At 62.8% G+C, this 26300-nt stretch carries 24 protein-coding genes; 17 read left to right on the forward strand and 7 right to left on the reverse strand.

Annotation, left to right across the window (positions count from 1 at the left end; genetic code table 11):
• Positions 1-62: 62 nt before the first annotated feature.
• Positions 63-677: a TetR/AcrR family transcriptional regulator gene (locus DVB37_RS23580; protein ID WP_120156942.1), complete on the reverse strand. Its 615-nt coding sequence runs from the start codon at positions 675-677 to the stop codon at positions 63-65.
• Between the two features lie 89 nt (positions 678-766).
• On the opposite strand from DVB37_RS23580, the gene DVB37_RS23585 reads away from it, so the two are divergent.
• From DVB37_RS23585 to DVB37_RS23605, 4 genes are all read left to right on the forward strand, one after another.
• The gene (locus DVB37_RS23585) at positions 767-2227 is read left to right on the forward strand and encodes an efflux transporter outer membrane subunit (RefSeq protein WP_120156943.1); all 1461 of its coding nucleotides are present in this window, start codon (positions 767-769) and stop codon (positions 2225-2227) included.
• A gap of 196 nt (positions 2228-2423) precedes the next feature.
• Entirely contained in the window at positions 2424-3116 is a 693-nt protein-coding gene (locus DVB37_RS23595) for a hypothetical protein (RefSeq protein ID WP_120156945.1), read from the forward strand.
• A gap of 306 nt (positions 3117-3422) precedes the next feature.
• Entirely contained in the window at positions 3423-4289 is an 867-nt protein-coding gene (locus tag DVB37_RS23600; protein WP_120156946.1) for an RNA ligase family protein, read from the forward strand.
• A gap of 10 nt (positions 4290-4299) precedes the next feature.
• Positions 4300-5436 (forward strand): AAA family ATPase, encoded by a 1137-nt coding sequence (locus DVB37_RS23605; RefSeq protein WP_120156947.1) that lies wholly within the window; start codon positions 4300-4302, stop codon positions 5434-5436.
• 163 nt (positions 5437-5599) lie between these two features.
• On the opposite strand, the gene DVB37_RS23610 is transcribed toward DVB37_RS23605, so the two are convergent.
• Positions 5600-7153 carry an IclR family transcriptional regulator C-terminal domain-containing protein gene (locus DVB37_RS23610; protein ID WP_240433986.1) on the reverse strand — a complete coding sequence of 518 codons (1554 nt, stop codon included), beginning with the start codon at positions 7151-7153 and terminating at the stop codon, positions 5600-5602.
• A 234-nt stretch (positions 7154-7387) separates the two neighbouring features.
• Here DVB37_RS23610 and DVB37_RS23615 point away from each other — a divergent pair, with 234 nt between their 5' ends.
• The 4 genes from DVB37_RS23615 to DVB37_RS23630 are packed head-to-tail and all read left to right on the forward strand — an operon-like array spanning position 7388 to position 10597.
• On the forward strand, positions 7388-8197 hold the full coding sequence (locus tag DVB37_RS23615) for a ribonuclease activity regulator RraA (RefSeq protein WP_104142025.1): 810 nt from the start codon (positions 7388-7390) through the stop codon (positions 8195-8197).
• 24 nt (positions 8198-8221) lie between these two features.
• Positions 8222-8689 (forward strand): nuclear transport factor 2 family protein, encoded by a 468-nt coding sequence (locus DVB37_RS23620; RefSeq protein ID WP_120156949.1) that lies wholly within the window; start codon positions 8222-8224, stop codon positions 8687-8689.
• Positions 8686-8979, forward strand: a complete 294-nt coding sequence (locus DVB37_RS23625; RefSeq protein ID WP_104142022.1) for a Dabb family protein — start codon at positions 8686-8688, stop codon at positions 8977-8979. Before DVB37_RS23620 ends, DVB37_RS23625 begins: the two co-directional genes overlap by 4 nt.
• Before the next feature lie 31 nt (positions 8980-9010).
• The gene (locus tag DVB37_RS23630) at positions 9011-10597 is read left to right on the forward strand and encodes an aldehyde dehydrogenase (NADP(+)) (RefSeq protein ID WP_120157624.1); all 1587 of its coding nucleotides are present in this window, start codon (positions 9011-9013) and stop codon (positions 10595-10597) included.
• An 88-nt stretch (positions 10598-10685) separates the two neighbouring features.
• Here the strand turns inward: DVB37_RS23630 and DVB37_RS23635 are convergent, their stop codons facing one another.
• Together DVB37_RS23635 and DVB37_RS23640 are read right to left on the reverse strand one after the other, a co-directional pair.
• Positions 10686-11882 carry a mandelate racemase/muconate lactonizing enzyme family protein gene (locus DVB37_RS23635; RefSeq protein WP_120156950.1) on the reverse strand — a complete coding sequence of 399 codons (1197 nt, stop codon included), beginning with the start codon at positions 11880-11882 and terminating at the stop codon, positions 10686-10688.
• Positions 11883-11924: 42 nt separating this feature from the next.
• Positions 11925-12902 carry a tripartite tricarboxylate transporter substrate binding protein gene (locus DVB37_RS23640; RefSeq protein WP_120156951.1) on the reverse strand — a complete coding sequence of 326 codons (978 nt, stop codon included), beginning with the start codon at positions 12900-12902 and terminating at the stop codon, positions 11925-11927.
• Positions 12903-12965: 63 nt separating this feature from the next.
• On the opposite strand from DVB37_RS23640, the gene DVB37_RS23645 reads away from it, so the two are divergent.
• Positions 12966-14051 carry a LacI family DNA-binding transcriptional regulator gene (locus tag DVB37_RS23645; protein ID WP_162941278.1) on the forward strand — a complete coding sequence of 362 codons (1086 nt, stop codon included), beginning with the start codon at positions 12966-12968 and terminating at the stop codon, positions 14049-14051.
• A complete protein-coding gene (locus DVB37_RS23650) occupies positions 14048-15052 on the forward strand; it encodes a LacI family DNA-binding transcriptional regulator (protein ID WP_120156953.1) in 1005 nt (334 codons plus the stop codon). Before DVB37_RS23645 ends, DVB37_RS23650 begins: the two co-directional genes overlap by 4 nt.
• A 14-nt stretch (positions 15053-15066) precedes the next feature.
• On the opposite strand, the gene DVB37_RS23655 is transcribed toward DVB37_RS23650, so the two are convergent.
• The 3 genes from DVB37_RS23655 to DVB37_RS23665 form a co-directional block, all read right to left on the reverse strand.
• Entirely contained in the window at positions 15067-16440 is a 1374-nt protein-coding gene (locus DVB37_RS23655; RefSeq protein WP_120156954.1) for an MFS transporter, read from the reverse strand.
• A gap of 88 nt (positions 16441-16528) precedes the next feature.
• Positions 16529-17596 (reverse strand): dihydroxy-acid dehydratase, encoded by a 1068-nt coding sequence (locus DVB37_RS23660; protein ID WP_120156955.1) that lies wholly within the window; start codon positions 17594-17596, stop codon positions 16529-16531.
• A 6-nt stretch (positions 17597-17602) separates the two neighbouring features.
• A complete protein-coding gene (locus tag DVB37_RS23665) occupies positions 17603-18688 on the reverse strand; it encodes a mannonate dehydratase (protein ID WP_104142012.1) in 1086 nt (361 codons plus the stop codon).
• 322 nt (positions 18689-19010) lie between these two features.
• Here DVB37_RS23665 and groES point away from each other — a divergent pair, with 322 nt between their 5' ends.
• The 7 genes from groES (at position 19011) to DVB37_RS23705 (ending at position 26273) form a co-directional block, all read left to right on the forward strand.
• Complete coding sequence (groES, locus tag DVB37_RS23670; protein ID WP_006221616.1) at positions 19011-19298, forward strand: co-chaperone GroES; 288 nt, start codon at positions 19011-19013, stop codon at positions 19296-19298.
• Between the two features lie 37 nt (positions 19299-19335).
• Positions 19336-20976 (forward strand): chaperonin GroEL, encoded by a 1641-nt coding sequence (gene groL, locus DVB37_RS23675; protein WP_046803791.1) that lies wholly within the window; start codon positions 19336-19338, stop codon positions 20974-20976.
• Between the two features lie 289 nt (positions 20977-21265).
• On the forward strand, positions 21266-22189 hold the full coding sequence (locus DVB37_RS23680) for a YihY/virulence factor BrkB family protein (protein ID WP_120157625.1): 924 nt from the start codon (positions 21266-21268) through the stop codon (positions 22187-22189).
• A gap of 127 nt (positions 22190-22316) precedes the next feature.
• Positions 22317-23294, forward strand: a complete 978-nt coding sequence (locus DVB37_RS23690) for a LysR substrate-binding domain-containing protein (protein ID WP_120156956.1) — start codon at positions 22317-22319, stop codon at positions 23292-23294.
• 164 nt (positions 23295-23458) lie between these two features.
• Entirely contained in the window at positions 23459-24010 is a 552-nt protein-coding gene (locus DVB37_RS23695) for a 3-hydroxyanthranilate 3,4-dioxygenase (RefSeq protein WP_120156957.1), read from the forward strand.
• A 28-nt stretch (positions 24011-24038) separates the two neighbouring features.
• Positions 24039-25040, forward strand: coding sequence for an amidohydrolase family protein (locus DVB37_RS23700; RefSeq protein WP_120156958.1), 1002 nt, complete (start codon positions 24039-24041; stop codon positions 25038-25040).
• A gap of 57 nt (positions 25041-25097) precedes the next feature.
• Positions 25098-26273 carry an ABC transporter substrate-binding protein gene (locus DVB37_RS23705; RefSeq protein WP_120156959.1) on the forward strand — a complete coding sequence of 392 codons (1176 nt, stop codon included), beginning with the start codon at positions 25098-25100 and terminating at the stop codon, positions 26271-26273.
• Positions 26274-26300 lie beyond the last annotated feature (27 nt).

Below are 26300 nucleotides of genomic sequence, written 5' to 3' on the forward strand. Positions count from 1 at the left end.
TGAGTAGAACAGGAACCGCATTCTCAAACTAGTGACCAGTAAAGTCAACGGTCACTACACATTCAGGGCGACAGGCTCCTCAAGATGAGGGCGGAAAGCTGCACTGCCGACTCAGTCGCCATGTCGAGGTTGTACTGAAGCTGTACGGGATTGATATAAGGCCGCATGACCAGATAGATTGCGTTGGACGCTTCATCCAGCGGCGTCTTGCGCTCGAATTCGCCGGATTCGCGCCCCTCTAGAAGGATGCCTTGGATCACCTGACGCAAATGCGCCTCCAGGGCGCGCACGGAAGGCCACTGGTCGCGTGCGGCAACGGCAGCGATGTCGTACAGCTTGCGATCATGGAAGAAAAGATCGCTGCCGGTTTCGGTCAGAGCGCGGAAAAGCCTGCGCAATCGCTCTGAAGCCGTGGGCGAATCAGCGATCACAGAGTCAACCACCTGCATGATGATCGCAAGCCGGTTCGAGCAAATCACCTCGCCGATCGCCTGCTTCGAATCGAAGAATTTATAGATATAAGCCTTGGAGAATCCAATCGCCTTGGCCAGATCGGACACAGTGGTCTTCTCATAGCCGTAGTGGCTGAAGTGCTCGGTCGCCGCCTCGACGATCTGGTCGCGTACGTTGTGCTCCGAAGGCCCACGCGAATGGGTGGTAGTGCCGTTTTCAGTCATTTAATTAGCTTAGCCTGACGAACTGTGATTGACAACGAGTGACCATATAGTAATATCGTCACCTCAGATTGCTCATTCAAGGATCCCCCATGCTTTCCCCTCGCTCTCTCGCCCTCGTCATGAGCGCCTGCCTGATGACGGGTTGTGCGGTGGGTCCGGACTATCACCGACCGGAGACTCCCCTTTCAGAGCACTACATGGGCCAGCGCGCCGTCGAAAATCGGGCAGCAGCGACCCCCGCCAGCCTTGCGATCTGGTGGGAGGGCTTTGGAGACCCTGTACTGAGTCACTTCGTCACAAGGGCGCTTGAGCAGAACCTGGATTTGGCCCAGGCCTTGGCCAGGGTGACTCAGGCGCGCGCCGGCCTCGGCGCTGCGACAGCCGCATTATTGCCCACCGGGAATATCAATGGCCAAGCAGGACGTTCTTATCAGTCTATTGAAACTCCGCTCGGGCAGGTGCTGAACGCCACCCCGGATTTTGACCGGTACGGCAATTCGTACGAGACCAACCTGGGAGCAAGCTGGGAACTGGACGTGTTTGGAGGGTTGCGCCGCGAACGCCAGGCCGCGATGGCCGAATACCAGGCATCCGAGGCGGGCGCTGCCGCTACACGACTGGCCGTCGCCGCGCAGACCGCCGACATTTACATCACCATTCGCGGATTGCAGGCGCGCCTGGAGATTGCGAGCCACCAGGTAAAGACGCAACGAGGGTTACTGGAGAAGGTTCGCTTACTACACAGCAAGGGCCTTGCCGCCGAGTACCAGGTTCGGCAGACCGAGGGCTCGCTCGCCCAGGTGCTGGCAACGGTTCCCGTAATCCAGACCGGCTTGGACGCCGCGATGAATGCACTGGACGTAATGCTAGGCACCCCGCCCGGCACCAATCGCTCGGAACTGGCGGCCACCGGTGTTATCCCCAAGGCGCCGCGGATCGCGTCCACAGGGACGCCCGCGGATCTGTTACGGCGCAGGCCCGATCTCATCGTGGCAGAACGTCGGCTTGCCGCGTCCAGCGCGCGCATTGGCGTGGCTATCGCCGAGTACTACCCAAAATTCTCCCTGAATGCCTTGCTGGGTAGCGCCACATCCATTTCCAGCGGCAACCTTTTCTCCAGCGGCGCCAGCCAGTCGGCGGCGGTTCTAGGTCTACGGTGGCGGCTTTTCGACTTCGGTCGTATCAACGCGCAGATCGATCAGGCCAAGGGACAGGAAGCAGAAGCCCTCGCGGCCTACCGCCAGTCCGTGCTGCGCGCCACCGAAGACGTCGAGAACGCCTTCTCCGCCCTGGTCAACCGCGAGACGCAAGCCACGACGCTTGCCGGTGGCGAAGATTCTCTGACCCGTGCGCGTCAGTCGTCATTCATGGCCTACGAGAAAGGCACAGCCAGCCTGATCGATGTCCTGCACGCAGACGAAACGCTGTTGCAGGCTTCGGATGCCCGGGCGCAAGCGCAGACCGATTCAGCGCGAGCAGCCATCTCGGTGTTCAAGGCGCTTGGCGGCGGCTGGCAGCCCCCTCAATTCGAATCCGTGGCGGTTCGATGACGGGCATCCTGTTCCACTGCGGCAAGCCCCTTGAGGCAGGTAGGGCTCGGCCCGCAAGGTCACGGTGCGCCCCGCGAAACGCTCATCGGCCCCATCCAGCATGCGCACGCCGGTAATCGGACCGGCGATGCAGAAGCCGACGCTCAATTTCGTGGCAAACTTCGACAATAAATCCCTCCCATAGGAAACATCGACATTGTCGCGCGCCCTTCGATATCTTTCGTCGCCGGCCTTACGTTGGGCTTTGCCGACGCTAGCCCTGCTGGCCACCGCCGGGTGCGGGTCCGGTTACGCCGATAGCACGACGAAGGCACCGCTGCGCAAGCTGAACCCCGCTGCGACGCAGGCTTATGAGATACGGCTCACACTTGCCAATGCGTCCGATCTATCAAGCGCGGGCGACGGCAAATCGCCGTTTAGGGTGGCAGAGGGCACTGTGCAGTTCGACGCCAGCAACGGCGCCCGCTGTGGAAAATCCAACGCCCTGTCCGGCCACGTGCCGACATTGTCCAGCCACGAACCGTTCCGCCTTTCCCGTATATCCGCCACCGAGTACGTGGGCACCGTGTATGCCGACATGCTGCTCGACGAGGACTATTACGGGCGCGGGGTATGCCATTGGGCATTGACTGAAGCGCGCGTCGCTTTGCAAGCGCGGACGGATAATGCCGATACGCGATTCGTAGCCGGGCTGCCCGCGAAAAAAATGCTCGCGGGCGGTACCCAGGCGCGCTATTTCTGGAAAGGGTATTACCCCCGATTCGAAGGCGGGCAACATACCGATTACGGAACGCACCAGCTGGATACCCTTTCGGCCGAAAAGCGAAACGAGTTTTTCACCGTGACGCTGACGGCCAGGAAGATCGCTGGCGACGCGCAAGCCAAGTAAACGTCTATCACCCGCGTCATGCCTCGCATTGACAAAACCCTTTTCGATGTCTTAGGATCCCGCCTCTTCTTCAACCCGCTATTCCATTTGAGTGCAACCGTGTCTGCCATCCGTCACTACGCCTAAACGCCGACGACTACCGCCCTGGTAATCGCGGTCTGCCTGCGCGCCCCGTGCTGCTCGACGCCTGAGTCTTGAGCGCACACCATGGGGTCCAGGCGCGGTTCCAGGAAGCACACACCCACTCGCTTTCCTTTCCCGTCCAGACTGCGTCGTCGGCTTTTCCATCACACTGGAGAAGATCCCATGACGCAAGATTTCTGCGCTTACGCGCAATCGCTGGACCTGTTTCGCTATCCCCGCACTCCCCACCTGGAAGGCTCGCGCCTGCAAGACGGCGACGAAGGCCACGACCACGTGCCGTACCGTCAATTGGCCGGCCTGCACCTGGTCGTCGAAGAAAAGCTCGACGGCGCGAACACCGGCATCAGCTTCAGCCCATCGGGCGAACTGCTGCTGCAATCGCGCGGCCACTACCTGGTGGGAGGCGGCCGCGAACGGCAATTCAGTTTCGTAAAAGCCTGGGCCGCGGCGCACACCGACTGGCTGCTTGACCGCCTGGAGGATCGCTACGTGATGTATGGCGAAACGCTGTCGAAGAAACACTCGGTTTTCTACGACGCCTTGCCGCATCATTTTTTTGAGTTCGATGTCCTGGATCGTCACAGCGGCGAATTCCTGTCCACCCAGGCGCGCCGCGTCTTGCTGGCCAATGGCCCCGTGCTGTCGGTGCCCGTCCTGTATGAAGGCGTGGCGCCGCCCAGGCTCGACACGCTCAAGGCCCTGCTGCGACCGTCGCTGGCCAAGACGCCAGACTGGCGCAAGGCTTTTGAAGCCACCGTGCAACGAGAAGGCTTGGACCTGCAGCGCGCCTGGAAACAATGCGACAAATCGGACCTGTCGGAAGGCCTGTACGTCAAAGTGGAAGCCGACGGCAGGACGATCGCCCGCTACAAGTGGGTAAGACGAGATTTCGTTCAAGCCATCCTGGATTCGGACAAACATCATTCCGAGCAGCCCTACGTGCCCAACCAGTTGGCGCCCGGCGTTGATCTCTACGCGCCGCGTCTCGCGGTGGACTGGGACACGCTGCGCGGCGCCGCCGGACAATAAGGAACAGATCATGCAATACGAAGCACTGCGGGCACTTACGCCTGCTCCGGGCAAGGCGCCGGATTTCAGCGCCTGCTTGGCGGCATTCCCCGCGCTGGAGCTGGCCAAGACCACGCCGCAAGACCCGCGCTATCACGGCGAGGGCGATGTCTGGACCCATACGAAAATGGTGGTGGAAGCGCTGCTGGCATTGCCGCTATACCAAACGGCGGCTCGGGCCGACCAGGAAATCGTATTTCTTGCCGCGCTGCTGCACGACATCGCCAAGCACAGCACGACCGTCATCGACCCGGTCACCGGCGCCATCGGCCAGCCCGGCCACTCCCGCAAGGGTGCCATCGACGCGCGTATTGCGCTGTGGGAAGCAGGCGTGCCCTTTGCCGTGCGCGAGGCCGTGTGCCGGTTGATCGCGGTCCATCAGGTACCGTTCTTCGCACTGGAAGGCTCGCGTCGCGGCAAGACCCCCGAGTTCATCGTGCGTGAACTGTCCTGGCAGGTCGACATTCCATTGCTGGCCATGCTGGCCGAAGCCGACATGCGTGGACGCATCTGCCCGGACGGTCAACGCGTGCTGGACAACATCGCGTTGTTCTGCGAGCTGGCGCGCGACGAACGGTGCTTTGGTCAGCCACGCGCCTTCGCCGATGCCCATACCGCGGTCAGCTATTTTCGCGGCGCCGACGTGCATCCCGATTACCCGTTGTTTCAGGAACCTGGATCGCGGGTGATTGTGATGTCCGGGTTGCCCGCGTCGGGCAAGAACACTTGGGTGAGCCGGCATCATCCCGAGTTGCCGGTGATTTCGTTCGACGATGCGCGAGAAGAACTGGGCCTGCGCCACGGCAAGAACGAAGGCATGGTGGCGCACCTGGCTATCGACCGTGCCCGCGAACTGCTGCGGCGCAAGGCGCCCTTCGTCTGGAACGCCACCCACCTTAGCGAGCTGATGCGCAAGAAGACGTTGGATCTGCTGTATTCGTATCATGCGCAAGTTGAACTGGTCTATCTGGAACAACCGCGCGCCGAGCTGCTGCGCCGGAACACTCGGCGCGACACATCACTATCGAACAAGACGTTGACCAGCATGCTACACCGCTGGGACCTGCCGCTGCCGACCGAGGCGCACCGGGTGACGTATGCGGTTTAACACGACGGACCTACCGTGCCCGCCCCTCGGGAAGAGCACCGGAGAAGCACCGGAAAAGCAAAAACAAAAGCCGCGCGGCGGTTACGAAGGCCGGCGTTCATGCGGAGGAGACAGGTGGCGGGTCGCCGGTGCCTACTGCCAAAAGCTTCGCGTACGAAGTTGCCTAAAGCGGAAACTCAAACAGGCATCCGGACAAAGGCGCCTTGGCCAACGTGTCCAGGGCGACTTGCTGGCGCGCTGTCGTGACAATCATGCGCGCACCAGCCGCCGCCAGATCTGTCGGACAGGGCACCGGCAAGCCCACCACCCGATCCAGCAGCCCATCCCGGGTGAAGCGCACGACGCTCCAGCCGTCGCAGAGCGCGGTCCAGATGCCGCCGTCGGCGTCCAGCGCAAGTCCGCTTAGCAGTCCTGAGCCTTTGGGCATGCTGGCCAGGCGGCGCACGCTGTCATGGCCCGGTTGCAAAATCAGGATGGCGCCGGACGCGGGCGTCACCGCGTAAAGCTCACATTCCTTGGAGCACCACTGCAAGGCCTGCACGGGTTCAGCGATGGCCCAATGGGGCTCAAACCGACCCGTGGGCAATGCGATCACGCCTACCACGCAGCCTGCTCCTTCCTCCTGTTCGAACGCCGCCCAGGCCTCGCCGGCATTACCGCCTTGGCACAACGCCATCAACGTTGCGCCCGGCCATGCGGCCTGCGGATTGATCGTGCCGTCTTGCGCGATGCGTACCGCACTGTTGCCGCCCGCCACCAACATTCCGTCCGCGTCCAGCAACAGGCCCTTGATCGGATTTTCAAGCCGGTAGACGAGCTCATCGCGCGGCGGCCTGGACGACATGTCCAGGCGCCGTACCGACGGCGCTAACACGTCGGCCCAAACCAGACTCTTGCGGTCCGGGCACCATTGCGGATGCGCGCCATGAAACGCCCAAGGCCCGGCGATGGCCACTGCGGCAGTTCCGTCCGCAGGCGGCTTCACGGTTTCGAGTTGCGCACCAATGCGGCGGGCCGCTTGAGCCACTTCGGGCCCCAGCAATTCCACTCGGGCGCGCGTCAGCCGATAGGCAGGCCCCGCCACGCTGATGGCGCCCCGCACCACGCCGGATGCGTCCACGATAGGCGCCCCGACACAGCGCACGCCCAGCACGATTTCTTCGTCATCGATGGCGTAGCCTCGGGCTGCGGTGATCTTCAATTCCGCATTCAGACGCCTCCGGTCGGTGATTGTGTGGGGGGTGAACGATCTCAGCGTCATATCGCGGACAATTTCTTCTCGTGGCGCGGCTTGCATGACGGACAAAATCGCTTTTCCCTGGCTGGTGCAATGCACCGGCTTGCGCTGTCCCAACACCGCCGCGGATCGCACGCTATGCGCACCGTCGCAGCGTTCCAGCGAAATGACTTCAAGGCCGTCCAGCGTCGCCAGATAGCAGGTCTCTCCGGTCAGGTCCCGCAGACCGCGCATTTCCAAGGCGGCCGCAGCGGCCAAGTCCGGCATCGTATAGGCTTGGCGCGCCATTTCGAAACAGCGCAATCCCAGCCGATAGACCTTGCGCAGCGGGTCACGGCGCAACATGCCGCGCGCCACCAGCGTTGCCAGCAAGCGGTACGTGGTGGTTCTGGGCAGCGCCAACTGCGCCGCCAGATCGGTCTGGCTCAAGCCATCGGGTGCCGCGCCCACCGCCTCCAACATGTCGATGGCTTTCTCCAAAGAGCCAGTTCCATCACCGGTATTTGCTGTCATCGGGGCAAGTCTCAATATGTGGAAAAAAGCGCCAAGTTTGACGTTCGCGCGCTGTTGGTCTCCATATTAAGTTCGCCGCAACTTCAATACCATTTCGTGAACGGATGCCGCGCCGTGACGGCGCGGGCATTCATCCCCGGATGTTCCACCATTTGGGACAAACCGCCGATTTCCCTTCACGTAAAGCGACAGCCACGCACCATGAGCGTCTCAAACCCTCCCCCCTTGGCCGTAATTCCCCAGCGCGAACCGGCCCCTTATGTTCCCGACTCCGTCCTGGACCGTCTGGCCCGTGCAACCAGCGGCTCGCTGACCACGCAGCTGTATATCAAGGGTCTGCGTCAGCCGGTGCTGCACGGCCTGACGCCGCTGAACAAAAAGGTCAAACCCTTTGCCGGCCGCGCGTACACCATGCGCTTCATTCCCGCGCGCGAAGATGTGGATGTCTATGGCAACCTGACTACGTCGCCCTCAGCGGACAACCTGCAATGGGTGGGCGTCGAGCAGATCGAGCCCGGCCATGTGCTTGTCATTGACAGCAACAAGGACGGCCGCGCCGCATCCATGGGCAATATGCTGATCACGCGGATGATGATGCGCGGCGCGCGCGGCGTCATCACGGACGGTACCTTTCGCGACGGCACCGAACTGAGCCAGATGGATTTTCCAATCTGGAGCACCGGCGTCACCGCGACCACTCGGCTGAGCTACCACCATGTGGCGGATCTGCAAGTGCCGATCGGCTGCGCCGGCGTGGCGATCTATCCGGGCGACGTGATCCATGGCGATGGCGACAACATCACCGTCATCCCCGCGCATCTGGCCGAAGAAATGGCGGACCTGTGCGAAAAGCGTGACGACATCGAAGCGTATCTGGCCTTGCGCGTGCAAGCCGGCGAACCGCTGTGGGGCCTGTATCCGCCCAGCGACGCCACGCGTGCGCAATTCAAGCAATGGGTCGCTGACGGCCGCCCCGCGATCCCCGCCGCCAAGCCCGCAGGCAGCCGTTGATCACGCCGCATTCAGGATGCACTCATGAGAAAAACGTTTACCCCCGAAGACCACGCCGCGCTGATCCGCCGCTATTTCGACGCCTGCAATGCCGCCGACTATGACGCGCTGGTTGATTGCTTCACCCCCGACGCCGTCCACTACTTCCCGGCCGGCTTGCCGGAAGTGCCGTGGCGCACCGCCGACACCATCGCCAAGAAATGGGTGTGGTGTGTCGAAACGCTGGGTTCCCAGTGGACCATCGAACGCATCATCGTCAGCCACGACACGCCCGAGGCGATGATCGAATGGACGCATTGGAAGAACAAAAGCGGCACGGCCCTGCGCGGCGCGGAGTGGTACGACTTTGATCCCGAGACGGGAAAAATCTCAGAGATCCGCGCCTACTACGCCTCGCCCGCTGACCCGTCTGCCCGCATCAATGAACTGGTTGCGTTTGACTATGCCGATCGGGGCTATCACCTGCAAAGCGCCACGAAGGCAGCAACATGATCCGGCACATTGTCTTGTTCCGCAGGCGTCCCGGCGTCGAGCGTGATGCGGCGCTTGAAGCGCGCCTGGCCGAGCGCATGAGCGCCTTGGGCGCCGACATTCCGGCGATACGGTTCTGGCGCGTTGCCGCCAACGAACTGACGCGCCCCATCAGCTGGGATTACATCCTGGAGTCCGAAGTCGACAACGCAGCCGAGCTCGATGCCTACCTGTTCCACCCGCTGCATGTCGCATTGGTGGCTGATTTGAAGCCGTACTTCGAATGGGCCGCCGTTGACTACACGGTGTAGGGCAACGCTGAAACCTATGCGAGACCGCAACATGACACTGTCTGGAAGCATGCTCATCGGAGCATCCGACGTAACGGGCGACGAAGGCGTCGCCCACGCCATCAATCCGGCAACCAATCAGGCGATCCCGACTCCCCCGCTCGGCCTGGGCGGCGCCGCGCACGTGGATCGCGCCGCCCGTTTGGCGGCCCAGGCCTTCGACGCCTATCGACGGCAACCCATGGAGACCCGAGCCGCCTTGCTGGAGTCCATCGCCGACAACATCGAGGCGCTGGGCGACACCCTGATTGAACGGGCGCATGCAGAAACGGGCCTGCCCGTTGCTCGGCTGCAAGGAGAACGCGGCCGCACGACCGGACAACTGCGCCTGTTCGCAAGCGTTGTCCGCCAGGGGCATTTCCTGCGCGCCACGCTGGACACGGCGTTGCCGCAGCGGCAGCCGCTGCCCCGTAGCGACCTGCGCATGTCCAAACTGCCGCTGGGTCCCGTCGCCGTCTTTGGCGCCAGCAATTTTCCGCTGGCATTTTCGGTGGCTGGCGGCGACACCGCCAGCGCGCTGGCGGCAGGCTGCCCCGTGATCGTCAAAGCCCACTCGGCGCACTTGGGCACCTCGGAGCTGGTGGGCCGAGCCATTCAACAAGCGGTTGCCAGGCTGGGACTGCACGAGGGGGTGTTCTCTCTGCTGATCGGATCGGGACGCAAACTGGGAGAATCGTTGGTCGCCCATCCCGCCATCAAGGCGGTCGGCTTCACGGGGTCTCGGCAAGGCGGGGTGGCCTTGCAGCGCATTGCTCAACAACGCGCCGAGCCGATTCCGGTATACGCCGAGATGAGCAGCATCAACCCCGTGTTTCTGCTGCCAGGCGCCTTGGCGGCCCGTCCCGAAGCACTGGCCCGTGCCTTCGTAGATTCCTTGACGCTGGGCGCCGGCCAGTTCTGCACGAACCCCGGCCTGGTGCTGGCAGTGGACGGGCCCGGCCTGGATGCGTTCGTCGCCGCCGCTGCCCGGGCAGTGGGCAAGAAGCCCGCTCAGACCATGCTGACCCCAGGCATCCACGACGCGTATTGCTCGGGCAAGGCGGCGTGGCAAGCTGCCGATGGGGTATCCACCGTGGCGACGGGTCTCTCATCCGAAGGGCGCCCCAACGCCGCTCAGGCCGCGTTGTATCTCAGCGATGCCGAGCACCTGTTGGAAGAAACAGCACTACAGGCCGAAGTCTTCGGGCCCGCTGCGTTGCTCATCCGGGTGCGGGATGAAGACACCCTGCACCGAGTCGCCGAGCATCTTGAGGGCCAACTGACCGCTACCCTGTTGCTGGACGAGTCCGACCATCCGCTGGCGCGCACGCTGCTGCCCGTGCTGGAACGCAAAGCCGGCCGCATCCTGGCCAACGGCTTTCCGACGGGCGTGGAAGTCTGCCACGCGATGGTTCACGGTGGCCCCTACCCGGCCACCACCAACGCGATGTACACCTCGGTGGGTGCGCAAGCCATCGACCGATTCTTGCGCCCAGTTTGCTATCAGGACGTGCCGGAAGCCCTGCTGCCCGCTGAGCTGCTGGCGGACAACCCGCTGAATCTCTGGCGGCTTGTGAATGGTGCGTTCAAACAAGCCTAGCCCACCTAAGAAGGCAAGAAAAAAGCGCGTCAGTCCCGAGAGACTGGCGCGCTTTTTACTTGGCCGGCATTGCCGGCCCTTTCGATCGCTACGGACGCTTGCCGAACTCTTCGAAGTCCGCGCGCCAGGCAATTGCCTGTTCGCTCAGCGAGAACCCCAGCCCGGGACGATCCGACACGTACATGCGGCCATCCTTCAAGTGCATCTGCTCATTAAACATCGGACCCAGCCACTCGAAGTGCTCCAGCCACGGCTCGATGGGATAGGCGGCCGCCAAGTGCAAGTGAATCTCCATGGCGAAATGCGGGGCCAGCTTGCGGCCCTTGAACGCTCCCAACGCCATGATTTCCAGGAACGGCGTGATGCCGCCCACGCGCGGGGCATCTGGCTGAATGAAATCACTGCCTTCCGCCAGGATCAACTGAGCGTGCTCGCCCGCACTGGTCAGCATTTCGCCCGTAGCAATGGCGGTATCAAAGCGGTTCGCCAGTTGCGCATGGCCCTCGAAGTCATACGCGTCCAGGGGCTCTTCAATCCAGGTCAGATCAAAGTCTTCAAAAGCGCGGCAAGCGCGCGTCGCTTTCTGCCGGTCCCATTGCTGGTTGGCATCGACCATCAGCGGGAAGTCGTTGCCCAGCAGCTTGCGCACCTCGCCCACGCGCTGGACATCGATCGCCAAGTCAGGCTGGCCCACTTTGAGCTTGATGCCGCCAATGCCGCTTTCGCGCGAAATCTGCACGTTCTTCAACACCTGGTCCAGCGGGGTATGCAGATAACCGCCCGACGTGTTGTAGCACTGCACCGAATCGCGATGCGCGCCCAGCAGCTTGGCCAGCGGCAGACCCGCGCGCTTGGCCTTCAGGTCCCACAGCGCAATGTCGAATGGCGCAATCGCCTGTGTCGTCAGGCCGCTGCGGCCCATGGACGCGCCCGCCCACAGCAGCTTGGTAAACAGCTTGGAAATATCGCTGGGGTCTTCGCCCAACAGGTTGGGTGCGATTTCCTTGGCGTGCGCATACATGCCTGGACCGCCGGCGCGCTTCGAATAGCCGAAGCCGATGCCATCATGGCCGTCGCGCGTGCGGATCTCGGCAAAGATGAACGCGATCTCGGTCAATGGCTTCTGCCGGCCTGTGAGCACCTTGGCGTCACTGACGGGCGTCGCCAGCGGCAGATGCACCAGCGATACCTTGATCCATTCGATACGGTCGCCGCTCTCGGCCGCGGTGCGCACGTTGGCGTCTGCCTTGGCATAAGACACGATGTTGGATTGGACAGCTTTCATTTGATCAATTCCGGATAAAGGACAATAAAAATGTGGGCCTGCTCAGTTGAGCTTGATGCCGGCCTTCTGAACGACTTGTTCCCAGCGCGAGATTTCTTTCTGCACAAATCGGCTGTAATCGGCCGACCGGGACGCCACGACGACGAAGCCGCTGGCTTCGAGCTTGGCGCGCGCGGCGGGGTCGGAGAACCCCTTGACCATCGCCGCCTCCAGCTTGGCGACGACAGCGGCGGGCGTGCCCTTGGGTGCGGACAACCCTGTCCACGACACGGCGCTGAAACCCGGATAGCCGGACTCGGCCACGGTCGGCACATCGGGGTACAGCGGATTACGTTCGATGCTGGTCACGGCCAATGCCCGCAACTTTCCCGCTTTCACATGCGGCAACACCGCATCTTGATTGGTGAACATGCCGGGAATCTGGCCCGCCAGCACATCGTTCAACGCGGGCGCTCCCCCCTTATAAGGGATGCCCACCATGTCCAGGCCCGCCACCTGCTTCAGGTATTCGGTCGTCACGTGACCAGATGACGCATTGACCTGGCCGTAGTCGAATTTGCCAGGATGTGCCTTAACCCAGGCAATAAATTCCTGAAAGGTCTTCGCAGAAAAGGCGGGGTTCACGACCAGCACATTCGGCCCGGCCGCCAATTGCGAAATATGAACGAAGTCGCTGTTCGAGTCATACGACGGCTTTGGCGTGAAGCCGTGAATAATGGCGTTGCTGCCTATCCCCGACAACAGCAGCGTATAGCCATCGGCCTGCGCTCTTGCCACTTGCTCCGTGCCGATGGCGCCTCCGGCGCCCCCCTTGTTCTCAACGACGAAAGCCTGCTTGAGCTCGCGGCCGAGCACATCGGCAATCAAGCGGCCCATCAGATCACTGGTGCCGCCAGCGGGAAAGGGCACGACAATTTTCACGGGACGCGACGGATAGTCAGCTTGCGCCCAAGCAGCGCCAGGCAGTGTCACCATGCTGGCCACCAGGCATAGCGCGGTGAATAGAAATCTACGGCTCATGCTTTGTCTCCTGTGCGGTCGTAGCCGATTTTTTATGGATAGAATTATGGAAGCGCTTTCATTTTGAACGCCTGTCCGGATTTCGCAATCCACCCCTTTTATCGACATCGCCTCGCGTCCCACACTTTGGAACTTTCGCCTCACATACCCGGCAATGCCCGCATGAGCGACGTCGCCCGAGAGGCGGGCGTCTCACTCGTCACTGTTTCGCGCGCCTTGAATACCCCCGAAAAGGTGTCTCGCGATACGCTGGCGGCCGTGCGCCGCGCAATCGCCCTGCTGGGCTATGTGCCCAACCTGATGGCGGGCAGTCTGGCCTCCAACCGTTCCCGCATCGTCGCCGCCATCGTCCCAACGATATCCAACCTGGTCTTTGCCGAAACGATCGAAGCGTTGACGCATACGCTGGCCGGAGACGGATATCAATTGTTGCTAGGCCAAAGTGGCTACAGCAAACAGGTGGAAGCAGCGCTTGTGGATACGTTCCTGGGCCGCCGCGTCGACGGCTTGGTGCTGACCGGCTTTTCGCAGCCCAAAGCGCTGCGCCTGAAACTGCAACGCGCGAACGTGCCCGTCGTGCAGACCTGGGGCCTACCGGGCCCGGGGCACACCACGCTGATCGATATGGCCGTCGGGTTTTCGAATGCAGGCGCAGGACGCGCCGCCGCGCGCCATCTGATTGATCGAGGTCATCGCACGCTGGCATTCATTGGCGCCGATGAGGCGCGGTCCCGGCAACGCCTGCAAGGCTTTCGCGCAGAAGCGCTGGCCGCCGACCTGCCTGAAATCGAAGCGGCGTTCATCCCGCCTCCGGTTCAGATCGACGCGGCCGGACCCTGTCTGGAACAGATGCTGACACGCCGCCCGGACATCACGGCGGTGTTCTGCAACAACGACCTGCTGGCGGCAGGGTTGCTGTTCACCTGCCGGCAAAACGGCCTGCCGGTCCCCGAGCGGCTTGCCATCATGGGCTTTGGCGATCTGTCGATTTCCCGGGCGGCCTCTCCCGCCTTGTCGACCATCCGGATCCGCCGTGCAGAGATGGGCGAACGGGCCGGAAAGATGTTGATTGCCCGTTTGGGCAACTCCGCGCCCGGCGCGAAATTCGCCGATCTTGGCTTCGAGGTCATTGAACGGAGCAGCACATGACGCACGCCGCAACCCGCGTCCAGATGGCTGACGTCGCCCGCGAAGCCGGCGTCGCGCGGGTGACGGTCTCGCGCGTGATCAATGCGCCGGACAGCGTCGCCCCCAAAACGCGCGCCACTGTCCTGGCCGCGATCGCCCGCCTGGGATTCGTGCCCAATCTGAATGCTGGCACGCTGGCGTCACGCCGTTCACGCATTGTCGGCGCCCTGGTGCCCACCCTATCCAATGCGTGGTTCGCCGACACGATGGACGGTCTGTCGGCCCGCTTGTCGGCAGCAGGTTATCAATTGCTGCTTGGGCAGACCCGATACGACCCGCATGAAGAAGAGCGATTGGTTGACGCCTTTATTGGCCGGCGCGTCGACGCCATCGTCGTAACCGGCACGCAGCATTTGCCTGCCGTGCAAGCGAAGCTGCAACGTTCGGGCATACCGGTGATCGAATGCTGGGATTTGATCGATACGCCGATTGACACCGTGGTGGGCTTTTCCAATGCGGACGCCGGCGCCACAATGGCCCGGCATCTGACAGGCCGCGGCTGCCAGCAGCTGGGATTCATCGGCGCGGATGAACCCCGTTCCGCGCAGCGCTTGCGCGGGTTCCGGGAAGCCGCGACAGCAGCTGGCGTCTCCAGCGTTCATATGCACCTTGTCAAGCCGCCTTCCAGCATCCAGGATGGCGTTCATGGTCTGGAAGCATTGGTGCATGCGCATCCCGGTCTTGACGGTGTGTTTTGCGGTAACGACACCCTGGCGCTAGGCGCGCTGCTGGCGGCCCGAAACCACGGCTGGCGCGTTCCCCAGAACATTGCCGTCGCCGGATTTTCAGACCTGCCGGTCGCCATCGCCAGCGTCCCGGCGCTGACAACCATCAGAATCGATTCCCGCGCGCTGGGTGAGCACGCAGGCGACTTGCTGGCGCGCCGCCTGCGCGGCGCATCCAACGATGGCCAGCGCGTTCACGACCTGGGATTCACGCTTGTCGTGCGCGACAGCGCCTGATGCCCAATACCCCATCACGGGTTTGATGGACGGGCGTGAATCTCGCGCAACGCCGGCGCTCTGCGCTTGGGCTCAAAGCGTTGGATGCGGCCCACCAGCACCCAGTAACTCGCCACGGCAACTACACCGTGCAAGCCCACAAACACCAAGGCTTGGTGGAACGAACCCGTCGTGCCCAGGATGTACCCAATCACGACGGGCGTAGTGATGCCCGCCGTGTTCCCGACCGCATTGAACACGCCGCCAGTCAAACCGATCATCGACTTGGGCGCAGTATCGGCCACCACCGTCCAGCCCAATGATCCGAAGCCCTTGCCAAAGAAGGCCAGCGACATCAGCGCCACCACGATCCAGTCGGTATCAACGTAGTTGCAGCCGATCATGACCGAGGTCAGCAGCAGGCCGATGGTGATGGGCACCTTGCGCGCAATCGTCAGTGACTGCGTGCGCTTGAGCAGCCAGTCCGACACAAATCCCGTCAGCACGCCACCCACGCAGCCGGCGATGGCCGGCAACGACGCCACAAATCCCGCTGTCAGAATGCTCATGCCGCGCTCTTTCACAAGATAGGTCGGAAACCACGACACGAAGAACCAGGTGATGGCGGTAATGCAATACTGCGCCAGGAAAATGCCCGTCAACATCCTGCTGCGGAATAGATCAAGCAGGTTGGGCGTGCGCTGCACCATGCCGTCCGCATCGGGCTGCACATCGCCGTCCGTGGATGGGGCCACGCCATGGGCCGGCAGATCAACGAGTGCGCCGCCGTTGCGCATCAATTCCAATTCCTGGGCGGTGAGCTTGGGGTGTTCGGTTGGAACCTGATAGGCACGCCACCACAGCAGCGCCAGCAACAAGCCCAGCGCGCCCATGACCGAAAACACATGTTCCCAGCCGAACATATGGTCCAACCAGCCCATCAACGGCGTGAACAGGGCCAACGACAGATACTGCGCACTGTTGAAGATGGCGCCGGCCACGCCGCGCTCCTGCGCGGGAAACCAAGCGGCGATCACACGGCCCGAGGCCGGACCCACCGGGGCCTCGAACGTGCCCAGCAGAAAGCGCAGAACCAGCAACGCGGCGAACGCGGAAGCAAACCATCCGGCGGCGCCCATGCACATCGTGCACGCCGACCACAGCACCAGGCCGCCCAGTACGGTGCGCTTGGCGCCGAGCCTGTCGACCAGCCACCCCGCAGGAACATGTGCAAGCACATAGGCCCATGCGAAAGACGAGAACAACCATCCCATCTGCACAGGAGACAGACCCAGCTCCTTGGACATGCCTGAACCAGCGACAGACAAGGTCGCGCGATCGCCCGTGCTAAAGGCAAGTACGATCGTGATCAAAGCGAGAATGAGAAAGCGCTGGCGCGCACGCAACATGTCTAGGTCTCCAGATTATTTTTGTTGGGGGCAGACCGTGCGCATTGCGGGAAATGCACACCGCGCAGGACCGCGCCCGGTGCTAGGTTCAGAGTGTGTACCGACGCCTCCACGCGCTCAAGGCGGCGCGCGGGCGATCAGGTGCCTTTGTCTCAGACTCTGGAATTGAGCAGGAAGAAACCCAAAAAATATCTGGCTCGCCGGCGCATTCGCCGGCCTGCGTCAGCAGCACATCCATGTCGCAGCCTTGATCCGCTTGCAGGATGTGGTCGGTGAACATCTTGCCGTAGCCTCTGCCGAATCGGGCGGGCGGCGCGTGCCATTGCGCACGCCTGCGAGACAATTCGTCGTCGCTGACTTCCAGCCGGATCTGTCGCCCTGGCACATCAATGGCAATGATGTCGCCCGCCTGCACCAGTGCCAGCGGGCCGCCCACATACGCTTCGGGCGCCACATGCAAGACGCATGCGCCATAGCTGGTGCCGCTCATGCGCGCGTCGCTGATGCGCAGCATGTCGCGCACGCCTTGCCTGACCAGCTTCAGCGGCACGGGGATCATGCCCCATTCAGGCATGCCAGGACCGCCCTTCCGGCCTGCATTGCGAAGCACGATCACATGGGGGGTAATAAGTCCGGCACGGCGATCGTCCCAGAACTTGAACGCATCCGATCCCGAGCCTAACGTCTTGCCGCGAGAATGGCCACGCAGCATGGGACCCGCGGGCAGGAACACCGCAGGCACGCCGGCGCTGATGGCGCCAAGCAGCATCGCCGGCGTCGTTTTGTCGCAACCGCCCATCAGCACCACGGCGTCAACCGGATAGCACCGAATCATTTCTTCGATTTCCATCGCCATCAGATTGCGGTAGAGCAGCGCCGAGGGCTTGACCAGCGCATCATTCAGCGACATGGCGGGCATCTCCAACGGAAAGCCGCCTGCCTGCAAGACCCCGCGTTTGACGTCATCGACGCGCTGCCGAAAGTGCATATGGCAGGGGTTGAACTCCGACCAGCTATTGATAATGGCGACGATCGGTTTGCCTTCCCAATCTTTTCGCTCGAAGCCCATTTGCATGAACCGGCTATGGTGGTTGAAGGTTCGGAAATCATCCTTCGCGAGCCACCGCTGGCTGCGCAACTTTCTGGCTTCGGCCATGGCGATTCAGCGCCCCGGCGGCGACCACACGCCGGCGGCCTGCAACAGGCCGCGCGTGTAGCCCAGCGCGAACGCCATGAAACGTTCCCGCCCTTCATCGATGTCGGAGACGGGCACGTGATCGGGACACAACGGCCCGGCGTACCCTCCGCGTTGGTACGCCTTCACGGCCTCCAGCATGTCGACATCACCCTCGTCAGGAAAGACCTCTTGAAAATCCAGGTAGCCGCCCCGGATATTGCGGAAATGGACCATGAAGATGCGGCCGGTAGAGGCGAACTCTTCGATCACGGGGATCATGTGCCTGGCGGGCTCCTTGAACATCTCGGCAACCGTTCCCTGGCAGAAATTGAGCCCGTGGTTCTTGCTGGGAGACAAGGCCAGGAAGCGGCGCAAGCCGTCGGCCGACCCGACTACATGCTCAACCCCGTTTAGGCCCCCGACCGGGTACGCCGGATCGTGCGGATGGCAGGCCAGCCGCACACCGGCCTTGTCCGCCGCAGGCACCAAGCCTTCAACCAGGAATTCGATGGCGTCCCAGCCAGCCTGCTCGGTCACCGGCGGCACTACACGCGCCATCTTCTGGCCGCATAGCAGCGCCGACTCCGACCCGCCTTCCTCTTGATTGCTGGGATACCCGACGCCCCAGTAGGAGTGCTTGCGATCGTTTTCTGGCGAGTATTCCCGGTAGACAAATCCGGAGTTCCGGGCGCCGCCGCGCCCGGGCTTCAACCCCGTGCGCGTGATGCCTACCATTTGGACGTTGTACTTAAGACAAGTGATGCCCGCATCCGCCGCCTTCTGGATGTTGTCGGCCAGGGTTGCGCGCTGCCGCTTGGCGCTATCCATGTCGATCATCGAATCCAGAAGAATGGAACCCACATCCAATGCAAAGACATCCAGCTTCAGGCCAAAACCTTCAACCCATTGTCGATAGGCGGCGAGCTTGGCGGCGTCCCATTTGCTGACACCGCCGCGGGCTGACACGAGCTCGGTGCCACGGTTGTCGAGCACGACGCTTTGAACGCCGAGTTGAGTCGACAAGCGCAGTCGGCGCTCATCAGGATTGAGCAGTTGCTCGCTGATATACATGGTGTCTCCAGAATTCCAACCGCGTCCAACACAAAATGGACACGTGTTCATTCTGTGGCGGCAGCGCCTGGGTGATCAAGCAGGGAAGTGTTCGGCGCCCGGCTCATGGGGGCCGGAATCTCAAATGGTGGAACGCGAGTGACAATTGGCGGCCTGGTCTGGCCATCGTCCAGCCGAACCCCCGAATATGTAACAGCCGTCCTTCCCCCCCTTGAACCCTGCAACATCATCCCTATAATTAGCACTCGACACCGGTGAGTGCTAACAGCCCTCCCGGGGCTAACCGATCATTCACTTTTAATCAAGTAAACAGGAGTTCCTCATGGCCTTGCGTCCCCTGGGCGATCGCGTGATCGTCAAACGCCTCGAAAACGAGCGCAAGACTGCCTCGGGCATCGTCATCCCCGACAGCGCCGCTGAAAAGCCTGATCAGGGCGAAGTCGTGGCCGTCGGCCCCGGCAAGAAGACCGAAGACGGCAAGATCCTGCCGGTCGACCTGAAGGCTGGCGACAAGGTTCTGTTCGGCAAGTACGCCGGCCAGTCCGTGAAGGTTGATGGCGAAGAACTGCTCGTCATCCGCGAGGACGAAATCCTCGCCGTGGTTCAGTAAACCCCGCCTCAAACGAATTTTCGAAGGAAGCTAAGAAATGGCTGCCAAGCAAGTATTGTTCGGTGACGACGCCCGTGTGCGTATCGTCCGCGGCGTGAATGTTCTCGCCAACGCTGTTAAGACCACCCTGGGCCCCAAGGGTCGCAACGTCGTGCTGGAGCGCTCGTTCGGCGCCCCGACCGTGACCAAGGACGGCGTGTCCGTCGCCAAGGAAATCGAACTGAAGGACAAGTTCGAGAACATCGGCGCACAACTGGTCAAGGACGTTGCCTCCAAGACCTCCGACAACGCCGGTGACGGCACCACGACCGCCACCGTGCTGGCTCAAGCCATCGTCATGGAAGGCCTGAAGTACGTTGCCGCCGGTTTCAACCCGATCGACCTGAAGCGCGGCATCGACAAGGCTGTCGCCGCTGCCGTGGCTGAACTGAAGAAGCAATCCAAGCCGGTCACGACCAGCAAGGAAATCGCTCAAGTCGGTTCGATCTCGGCCAACAGCGATGCCTCCATCGGCCAGATCATCGCTGACGCGATGGACAAGGTTGGCAAGGAAGGCGTCATCACCGTCGAAGACGGCAAGTCGCTGGAAAACGAGCTGGACGTCGTCGAAGGCATGCAATTCGACCGCGGCTATCTGTCGCCCTACTTCATCAACAGCCCGGAAAAGCAAGTTGCCGTGCTGGAAGATCCGTTTGTCCTGATTTTCGACAAGAAGATCAGCAACATCCGTGACCTGCTGCCCGTGCTGGAACAAGTTGCCAAGTCGAGCCGTCCCCTGCTGATCATTGCAGAAGACGTCGAAGGCGAAGCGCTGGCCACCCTGGTTGTGAACAACATCCGTGGCATCCTGAAGACCACCGCCGTCAAGGCTCCGGGCTTCGGCGACCGCCGCAAGGCCATGCTGGAAGACATCGCCATCCTGACGGGCGGCACGGTGATCTCCGAAGAAACCGGCATGTCGCTGGAAAAGGCCGGCCTGGCTGAACTGGGCCAAGCCAAGCGCATCGAAGTGGGCAAGGAAAACACGACGATCATCGACGGCGCTGGCGACAGCAAGTCGATCGAGGCTCGCGTCAAGCAAGTCCGTATCCAGATCGAAGAAGCCACGTCCGACTACGACCGTGAAAAGCTGCAAGAACGCGTGGCCAAGCTGGCCGGCGGCGTTGCCGTGATTCGCGTTGGCGCTGCCACCGAAGTCGAAATGAAGGAAAAGAAGGCTCGCGTCGAAGACGCCCTGCACGCTACCCGCGCCGCAGTGGAAGAAGGCGTTGTGGCTGGTGGCGGTGTTGCACTGCTGCGCGCCAAGCAAGCCATTGCTGAACTGAAGGGCGACACGCCTGACCAGAACGCCGGTATCAAGCTGATCCTGCGTGCTGTGGAAGAGCCGCTGCGCACCATCGTCACGAACGCCGGCGAAGAAGCCAGCGTCGTGGTCAGCAACGTGCTGAACGGCAAGGGCAACTACGGCTACAACGCTGCAACCGGCGAGTACACCGACCTGGTCGAGCAAGGCGTTCTGGATCCCACCAAGGTGACCCGCACCGCCCTGCAAAACGCTGCCTCCGTCGCCAGCCTGCTGCTGACGGCTGAAGCCGCCGTGGTCGAACTGGCCGAAGACAAGCCCGCTGCTCCGGCCATGCCGGGTGGCATGGGCGGCATGGGCGGCATGGACTTCTAAGTCCCGCTTTCCTTGCACGGCCTCCCCGGCGTCAAAACCGGGGAATGCAGTATCTGAAAAACCCCCGGACCTTCGCCCCGGGGGTTTTTCTTTTTGTGCGCCCATCCTTTTGTGCGCTCCTGCCCGCTACCGACGACGGATTCGGCGGCCGGCCACCGCACACATTGCCTGTTGTTTCCAGCGCACCCGTTATCGCCCGGCGCGAACACGTTTGCGCACAAACTCGCGGTTTCCCCCAGGCGCATGCGTCCCTACAATGAAGATTCCTTCGCCCACGCCGCCCAGCCCTATGCGCCTACCCCAGAGCCTGCGAGCCTTGCGTCCGTCCGAGATCGGCGGGCTGCTGATGGACTCCGCCAACCAGTGGTCAAACCACCGCGCCTCCAGCAAGGGCGCCGCGCTGGCGTTGTACATGGTGTTTTCATTGGCGCCGATGCTGATCCTGGTGATCGCCGTGGCCGGCGCGTTCTATGGCGAAGACGCGGTACGGTCAGAGCTTTTCTTGCAGATGCGCGACCTGACCGGCGAACGCGGCGCGGAAGTCATCCAGACGGTGTTGGCCAGCGCGCATGAATCCGGCGGCGGGTGGATCGCCGCGCTGATTTCCATTTTTGTGCTGATCTTCAGCGCCACCACCGCCTTTGCCGAACTGAAGGCCAGCCTGGACGATTTGTGGGAAGTGCCCGCCAACCAGAAGGGCGGCATCCAGGGCATGGTGCGCAGCCGCATGCTGTCGTTTGGCCTCGTGCTGGTGCTGGCGCTGTTCCTGTTGGTGTCGTTGACGGTGAATGCCGCGCTGGGCGCTGCGCAAAAGCTGTATGGCGATCTGTGGATGGCGTCCACCGTCGCCAGGGTGGTGGATTGGGCATCGACGCTGTTTTCGTTTTCGGTGGTGGTCGCGCTGTTTGCGGTGATCTTCAAGTTGCTGCCCAGCGCAAAGATATCCTGGCGCGACGTGATCCCCGGCGCCATCGTGACGGCCGCGCTGTTCCTGGTGGGCAAATGGGGCATCGGGCTGTACCTGAGCCGGGGCGCGGCCGTGTCGGCCTATGGCGCGGCGGGTTCGCTGATCGCCCTGCTGCTGTGGATCTACTATTCCGCGCAGATCTTCTTCTTTGGCGCGGTGTTCACGCGGCAATTCGCGCTGCGCTTCGGCGATGCCGCAAAGCCTGCCGTGTCGGACCCGGCCCAGGCGGCACCCCCACAACCCTAGACCGGTAGATACAATCGCGTCTACCGCGAGTTCTTCGACGCTGATGGCCCCGCCCGCACACGCGCTGCGGTGCATCCGTTGCCGCACCCGCACTTGCTGATTTCAATCAAGGCGGGCGCCTCCAAGCATGTCGAACTTCCGCATCACGCCCAATGCGCTCAGCCATAAGCTGAAGCTGCATCAATTGCAGATCTTTGAACGCGTGCTGGCGCGCCGGTCGCTGTCGCGCGCGGCCAGCGAACTGCATCTGACCCAGCCCACCGTCACCAAGGCCATCCACGACCTGGAAGCCTTCTTTGGCGCGACCTTGTTCGAACGGTCGAACCGGGGCGTTACGCCCACGGAGCTTGCCCTGGTGCTGGGGCGCCGCGTGCATGCCATGTTGGCCGAGGTGCGATACATGGCCGACGACATCGACGCGGTACTGGGCGGCGCCAGCGGCCACGTGGTGGTGGGCACGCTGATCGCCGCGTCCGCCAAGCTGCTGCCCGAAGCCATTGCCCGCATGATGACCGACCACCCGGGCATCCAGGTCACCGTGCGCGAAGGGCCGTCGGCCCAGTTGCTGCCCGCGCTGGCCACGGGCGACGTTGACATCGTCGTGGGCAGGTTGCCCGGCGCCGACATGGCGTCGATATCGGGCGTGGCGGTCGACCATCACAAGCTTTATCGCGAAGCGCTGTGCCTGGTGGTCGGCGCGCAGCATCCCATGGCCGCCGCGCAAGAGGTCACGCTGGCGGACCTTGCCGACCACATCTGGATTCTGCCCGCGCCCACCTCGCCCCTGCGCGCTTCGGTTGAGCGCACGTTTTTCGACGCGGGCCTGCGCCTGCCCGCGCGCCACGTGGAATCCCTATCGCTGCTGACCAACATCGGCATTCTGATGCACAGCGACGCGCTGGCGCTGATTCCCTACGACGCGGCAGCGCAGTTCCTGTCCATGGGCTTGCTGGCGCGCCTGCCTACGACGGTGTTCGGAGACTTTGGCGACGTGGGTTATTCCGTGCGCGCCGATCGTCCGATGACGCCCGCTTGCCAGCGGCTGGTGCAGTACCTGCAAGCCATCACGGCGCAGCGCGAACCGGCATCGGCCCGCCGCGCATAACGCGCGAATATCGCGCGGATAACGTGCGCAGGCCAGGCGCGCCCGTTTCCCTACGGGAAACCCCGCGATAGATAAGCCGCATATCCAACCGCGCAATTTCTATTATTCCCTCGGCGCGCTCGCCCCCTAGACTTCATCAAACCAAGCCTCCCCCGGAGATCTTCATGCCCGCCTACGGCCCGCCGTTGAATTTCCAGCGCTGGATCGACGATCACGCGCATCTGCTCAAGCCGCCCGTGGGCAATCAGCAGATCTGGCAAGACGCCGACTTCATCGTCACCGTGGTCGGCGGCCCCAACCACCGCACCGATTATCACGACGACCCGCTGGAAGAATTCTTCTACCAATTTCGCGGCAACGCCTGGTTGTCGCTGTGGGTAGACGGCAAGCCCGAACGTGTGGACTTGAAGGAAGGCGACATCTTCCTGTTGCCGCCGCATGTACGCCATTCGCCGCAACGCCCCGAAGCCGACAGCGCCTGCCTGGTCATTGAACGCCAGCGCCCCGTGGGCCTGCTGGATGGCTTTGAATGGTATTGCCCGCATTGCGGCCACCTGGTGCACCGGGTTCAAGTGCAGTTGAAAAGCATCGTCACCGACCTGCCACCGCTATTCCAGGCGTTCTACGACAGCACCGACAAGCGCACCTGCCCCGGCTGTGGCCAGGTCCATCCCGGCAAAGGCCACGCGCCCGCCGGACAAGCCGTGCCCGCCTAGCACCCCAACTCTTGCGAAGCCGTTATCCATGATTCAGAAAATCGACATGCACGCCCATTTCTTTCCGCCGATCACGCGGCAGGAAGCGGCGGCGCTTGATCCCGTGCACGCGCCCTGGCTGCGCCCGGACGCCGACGGCGCCACCGGCCAGATCATGGCGGGCGATCGCGAGTTCCGACCGGTGGACGCCACGCTGTGGGACCCGGCGCTGCGCATCGAGCAGATGGATCGGCATGGCGTGGACGTGCAGATCCTGTGCGCCACGCCGATCATGTTCGGCTACACCTACCCCGGGCAACTTGCCGCCGACTGGGCGGCCCGCATGAACGACCTGGCGCTGGAACACTGCGCCCATGCGCCCGCGCGCCTGAAAGCGCTGGCGCAGGTGCCGCTGCAAGACCTGGACCTGGCTTGCAAAGAAGCGTCCCGCGCACGCGCCGCCGGCCACCTGGGTGTACAGATCGGCAACCACGTCGGCCCGCGCGACCTGGATGACGACACGCTGGTGCAATTCCTTATCCACTGCGCCAACCACGACATCCCGGTGCTGGTGCATCCGTGGGACATGATGACCGATGGCCGCATGAAGAAGTGGATGCTGCCCTGGCTGGTGGCCATGCCCGCCGAAACGCAGTTGGGCATTCTGTCGTTGATTTTGTCCGGCGCCTTCGAGCGCATTCCGCGCAGCCTGAAGCTGTGCTTCGCGCACGGCGGCGGCAGCTTCGCGTACCTGCTGGGCCGCGTGGACAACGCCTGGCGGCACCGCGACATCATCCGGCAAGACTGCCCGCGCCTGCCCTCTTCCTATACCGACCGCTTCTACACCGACAGCGCCGTGTTCGACCCGCGTTCACTGCGCCTGTTGATTGACGTGATGGGCGAAGACCGCGTGCTGCTGGGTTCCGACTACCCCTACCCGCTGGGCGAACAGGAAGTGGGCCGCCTGGTGGCGCACGCGGAACTCGCGCCCGAGGTGCAGCAAAAGATCCTGTTTCGCAACACGATGACGTTTTTTGGATTGCAGCCGTAACCCCTGCGCGGGGCAAGAGACCACGACCGTGACACACGGCAACTCAAGGGAAAAAACATGAAACGCACCACCACACTGGCCGCCGCCGCGGCCCTGGGCCTGGCCCTGTCGAGCGCCGCGATGGCCGACGTGAAGATTGGTTTGTTGACCACATTGACCGGCCCCGGCTCCGTGCTGGGACAGGACCAGCTGGACGGTTTCATGCTGGCCGTGGACCAGGGCGGCGGCAAGCTGGGCGGCGTGCCGGTGCAGGTCATCAAGGAAGACGACCAGTTCAAGCCCGAGGTGGGCGTGCAGGCCGCGCGCAAGCTGGTGCAAAGCGACAAGGTGCCGATCATTACCGGCGTGGTGTATTCCAACGTGATGCTGGCCGTGGTACGGCCGGTGACCAGCGCGGGCGTGTTCCTGGTGGGGTCCAACGCGGGGCCAACCAACCTGGCGGGCAAGGACTGTTCGCCCTATTTCTTTTCCACGTCCTGGAACAACACGCAGCGCCATGAAGGCAGCGGCGAAATGGCCAACCAGATGGGGTTCAAGAAGGTCTACCTGCTTGCCCCCAACTACCAGGCGGGCAAGGACGCGATGGCCGGTTTCAAGCGCTTCTACAAAGGCCAGATTGCCAACGAGGTCTTCACCCAGGTCAACCAGCCCGACTACTCGGTAGAGCTGGCGGCGCTGGCCGACGCCAAGCCGGACGCGGCGTATGTGTTCTTTCCTGGCGGCATGGGCGTGAATTTCATCAAGCAGTACCGGCAGGCCGGGCTGTTCGGCAAGATACCGCTGTTGTCGGTGGACACCATCGACGGTGCCACGCTGCCCGCGCTGCAACAGGATGCGCTGGGCGCCGTGACCAACGTGCCGTATTCGCCGGACCTGGACAACGCCGCCAACAAGGCGTTTGCCGCCGCGTTTCGCCAGAAGTACGGACGCGAACCGTCCAGCTATGCGGCGCAATCGTTCGACGCGGCGCAACTGATCGGCTCGGCGTTAAAGAAAACGGGCGGCAAGGTCGACGATAAGGACGCGTTGCGCAAGGCGCTGGAAGCGGCCGACTTTGCTTCGGTGCGGGGGGAATTCCGCTATCAGCCCAATCACTTTCCGGTGGCCGGATTTTTCCGTGCCGACGTGCAGGCCGGTGCGGACGGCAAGGTGGCGTTCGTGAACAAGGGCCCCATCTTCGCGGACCTGTCCAAAGTGTCCGACCAGTACGCCGCGCAATGCGTAATGAAGTGATGCGCAGGGCCGCGCCGGCCCCGCGCC

The sequence above is a fragment of the Achromobacter sp. B7 genome (assembly GCF_003600685.1).
GTDB classification, from domain to species: Bacteria; Pseudomonadota; Gammaproteobacteria; order Burkholderiales; family Burkholderiaceae_B; genus Achromobacter; species Achromobacter spanius_B.

Excerpts from the sequence above, each read along its gene's own strand:
- groL (WP_046803791.1), top strand. The coding sequence starts at position 19,336 with ATGGCTGCCAAGCAAGTATTGTTCGGTGACGACGCCCGTGTGCGTATC.
- DVB37_RS23600 (WP_120156946.1), top strand. The coding sequence starts at position 3,423 with ATGACGCAAGATTTCTGCGCTTACGCGCAATCGCTGGACCTGTTTCGC.
- DVB37_RS23615 (WP_104142025.1), top strand. The coding sequence starts at position 7,388 with ATGAGCGTCTCAAACCCTCCCCCCTTGGCCGTAATTCCCCAGCGCGAA.
- DVB37_RS23620 (WP_120156949.1), top strand. The coding sequence starts at position 8,222 with ATGAGAAAAACGTTTACCCCCGAAGACCACGCCGCGCTGATCCGCCGC.
- DVB37_RS23705 (WP_120156959.1), top strand. The coding sequence starts at position 25,098 with ATGAAACGCACCACCACACTGGCCGCCGCCGCGGCCCTGGGCCTGGCC.
- groES (WP_006221616.1), top strand. The coding sequence starts at position 19,011 with ATGGCCTTGCGTCCCCTGGGCGATCGCGTGATCGTCAAACGCCTCGAA.
- DVB37_RS23625 (WP_104142022.1), top strand. The coding sequence starts at position 8,686 with ATGATCCGGCACATTGTCTTGTTCCGCAGGCGTCCCGGCGTCGAGCGT.
- DVB37_RS23680 (WP_120157625.1), top strand. The coding sequence starts at position 21,266 with ATGCGCCTACCCCAGAGCCTGCGAGCCTTGCGTCCGTCCGAGATCGGC.
- DVB37_RS23635 (WP_120156950.1), bottom strand. The coding sequence starts at position 11,882 with ATGAAAGCTGTCCAATCCAACATCGTGTCTTATGCCAAGGCAGACGCC.
- DVB37_RS23655 (WP_120156954.1), bottom strand. The coding sequence starts at position 16,440 with ATGTTGCGTGCGCGCCAGCGCTTTCTCATTCTCGCTTTGATCACGATC.
- DVB37_RS23585 (WP_120156943.1), top strand. The coding sequence starts at position 767 with ATGCTTTCCCCTCGCTCTCTCGCCCTCGTCATGAGCGCCTGCCTGATG.
- DVB37_RS23695 (WP_120156957.1), top strand. The coding sequence starts at position 23,459 with ATGCCCGCCTACGGCCCGCCGTTGAATTTCCAGCGCTGGATCGACGAT.
- DVB37_RS23630 (WP_120157624.1), top strand. The coding sequence starts at position 9,011 with ATGACACTGTCTGGAAGCATGCTCATCGGAGCATCCGACGTAACGGGC.
- DVB37_RS23650 (WP_120156953.1), top strand. The coding sequence starts at position 14,048 with ATGACGCACGCCGCAACCCGCGTCCAGATGGCTGACGTCGCCCGCGAA.
- DVB37_RS23700 (WP_120156958.1), top strand. The coding sequence starts at position 24,039 with ATGATTCAGAAAATCGACATGCACGCCCATTTCTTTCCGCCGATCACG.
- DVB37_RS23665 (WP_104142012.1), bottom strand. The coding sequence starts at position 18,688 with ATGTATATCAGCGAGCAACTGCTCAATCCTGATGAGCGCCGACTGCGC.
- DVB37_RS23640 (WP_120156951.1), bottom strand. The coding sequence starts at position 12,902 with ATGAGCCGTAGATTTCTATTCACCGCGCTATGCCTGGTGGCCAGCATG.
- DVB37_RS23690 (WP_120156956.1), top strand. The coding sequence starts at position 22,317 with ATGTCGAACTTCCGCATCACGCCCAATGCGCTCAGCCATAAGCTGAAG.
- DVB37_RS23605 (WP_120156947.1), top strand. The coding sequence starts at position 4,300 with ATGCAATACGAAGCACTGCGGGCACTTACGCCTGCTCCGGGCAAGGCG.
- DVB37_RS23660 (WP_120156955.1), bottom strand. The coding sequence starts at position 17,596 with ATGGCCGAAGCCAGAAAGTTGCGCAGCCAGCGGTGGCTCGCGAAGGAT.
- DVB37_RS23580 (WP_120156942.1), bottom strand. The coding sequence starts at position 677 with ATGACTGAAAACGGCACTACCACCCATTCGCGTGGGCCTTCGGAGCAC.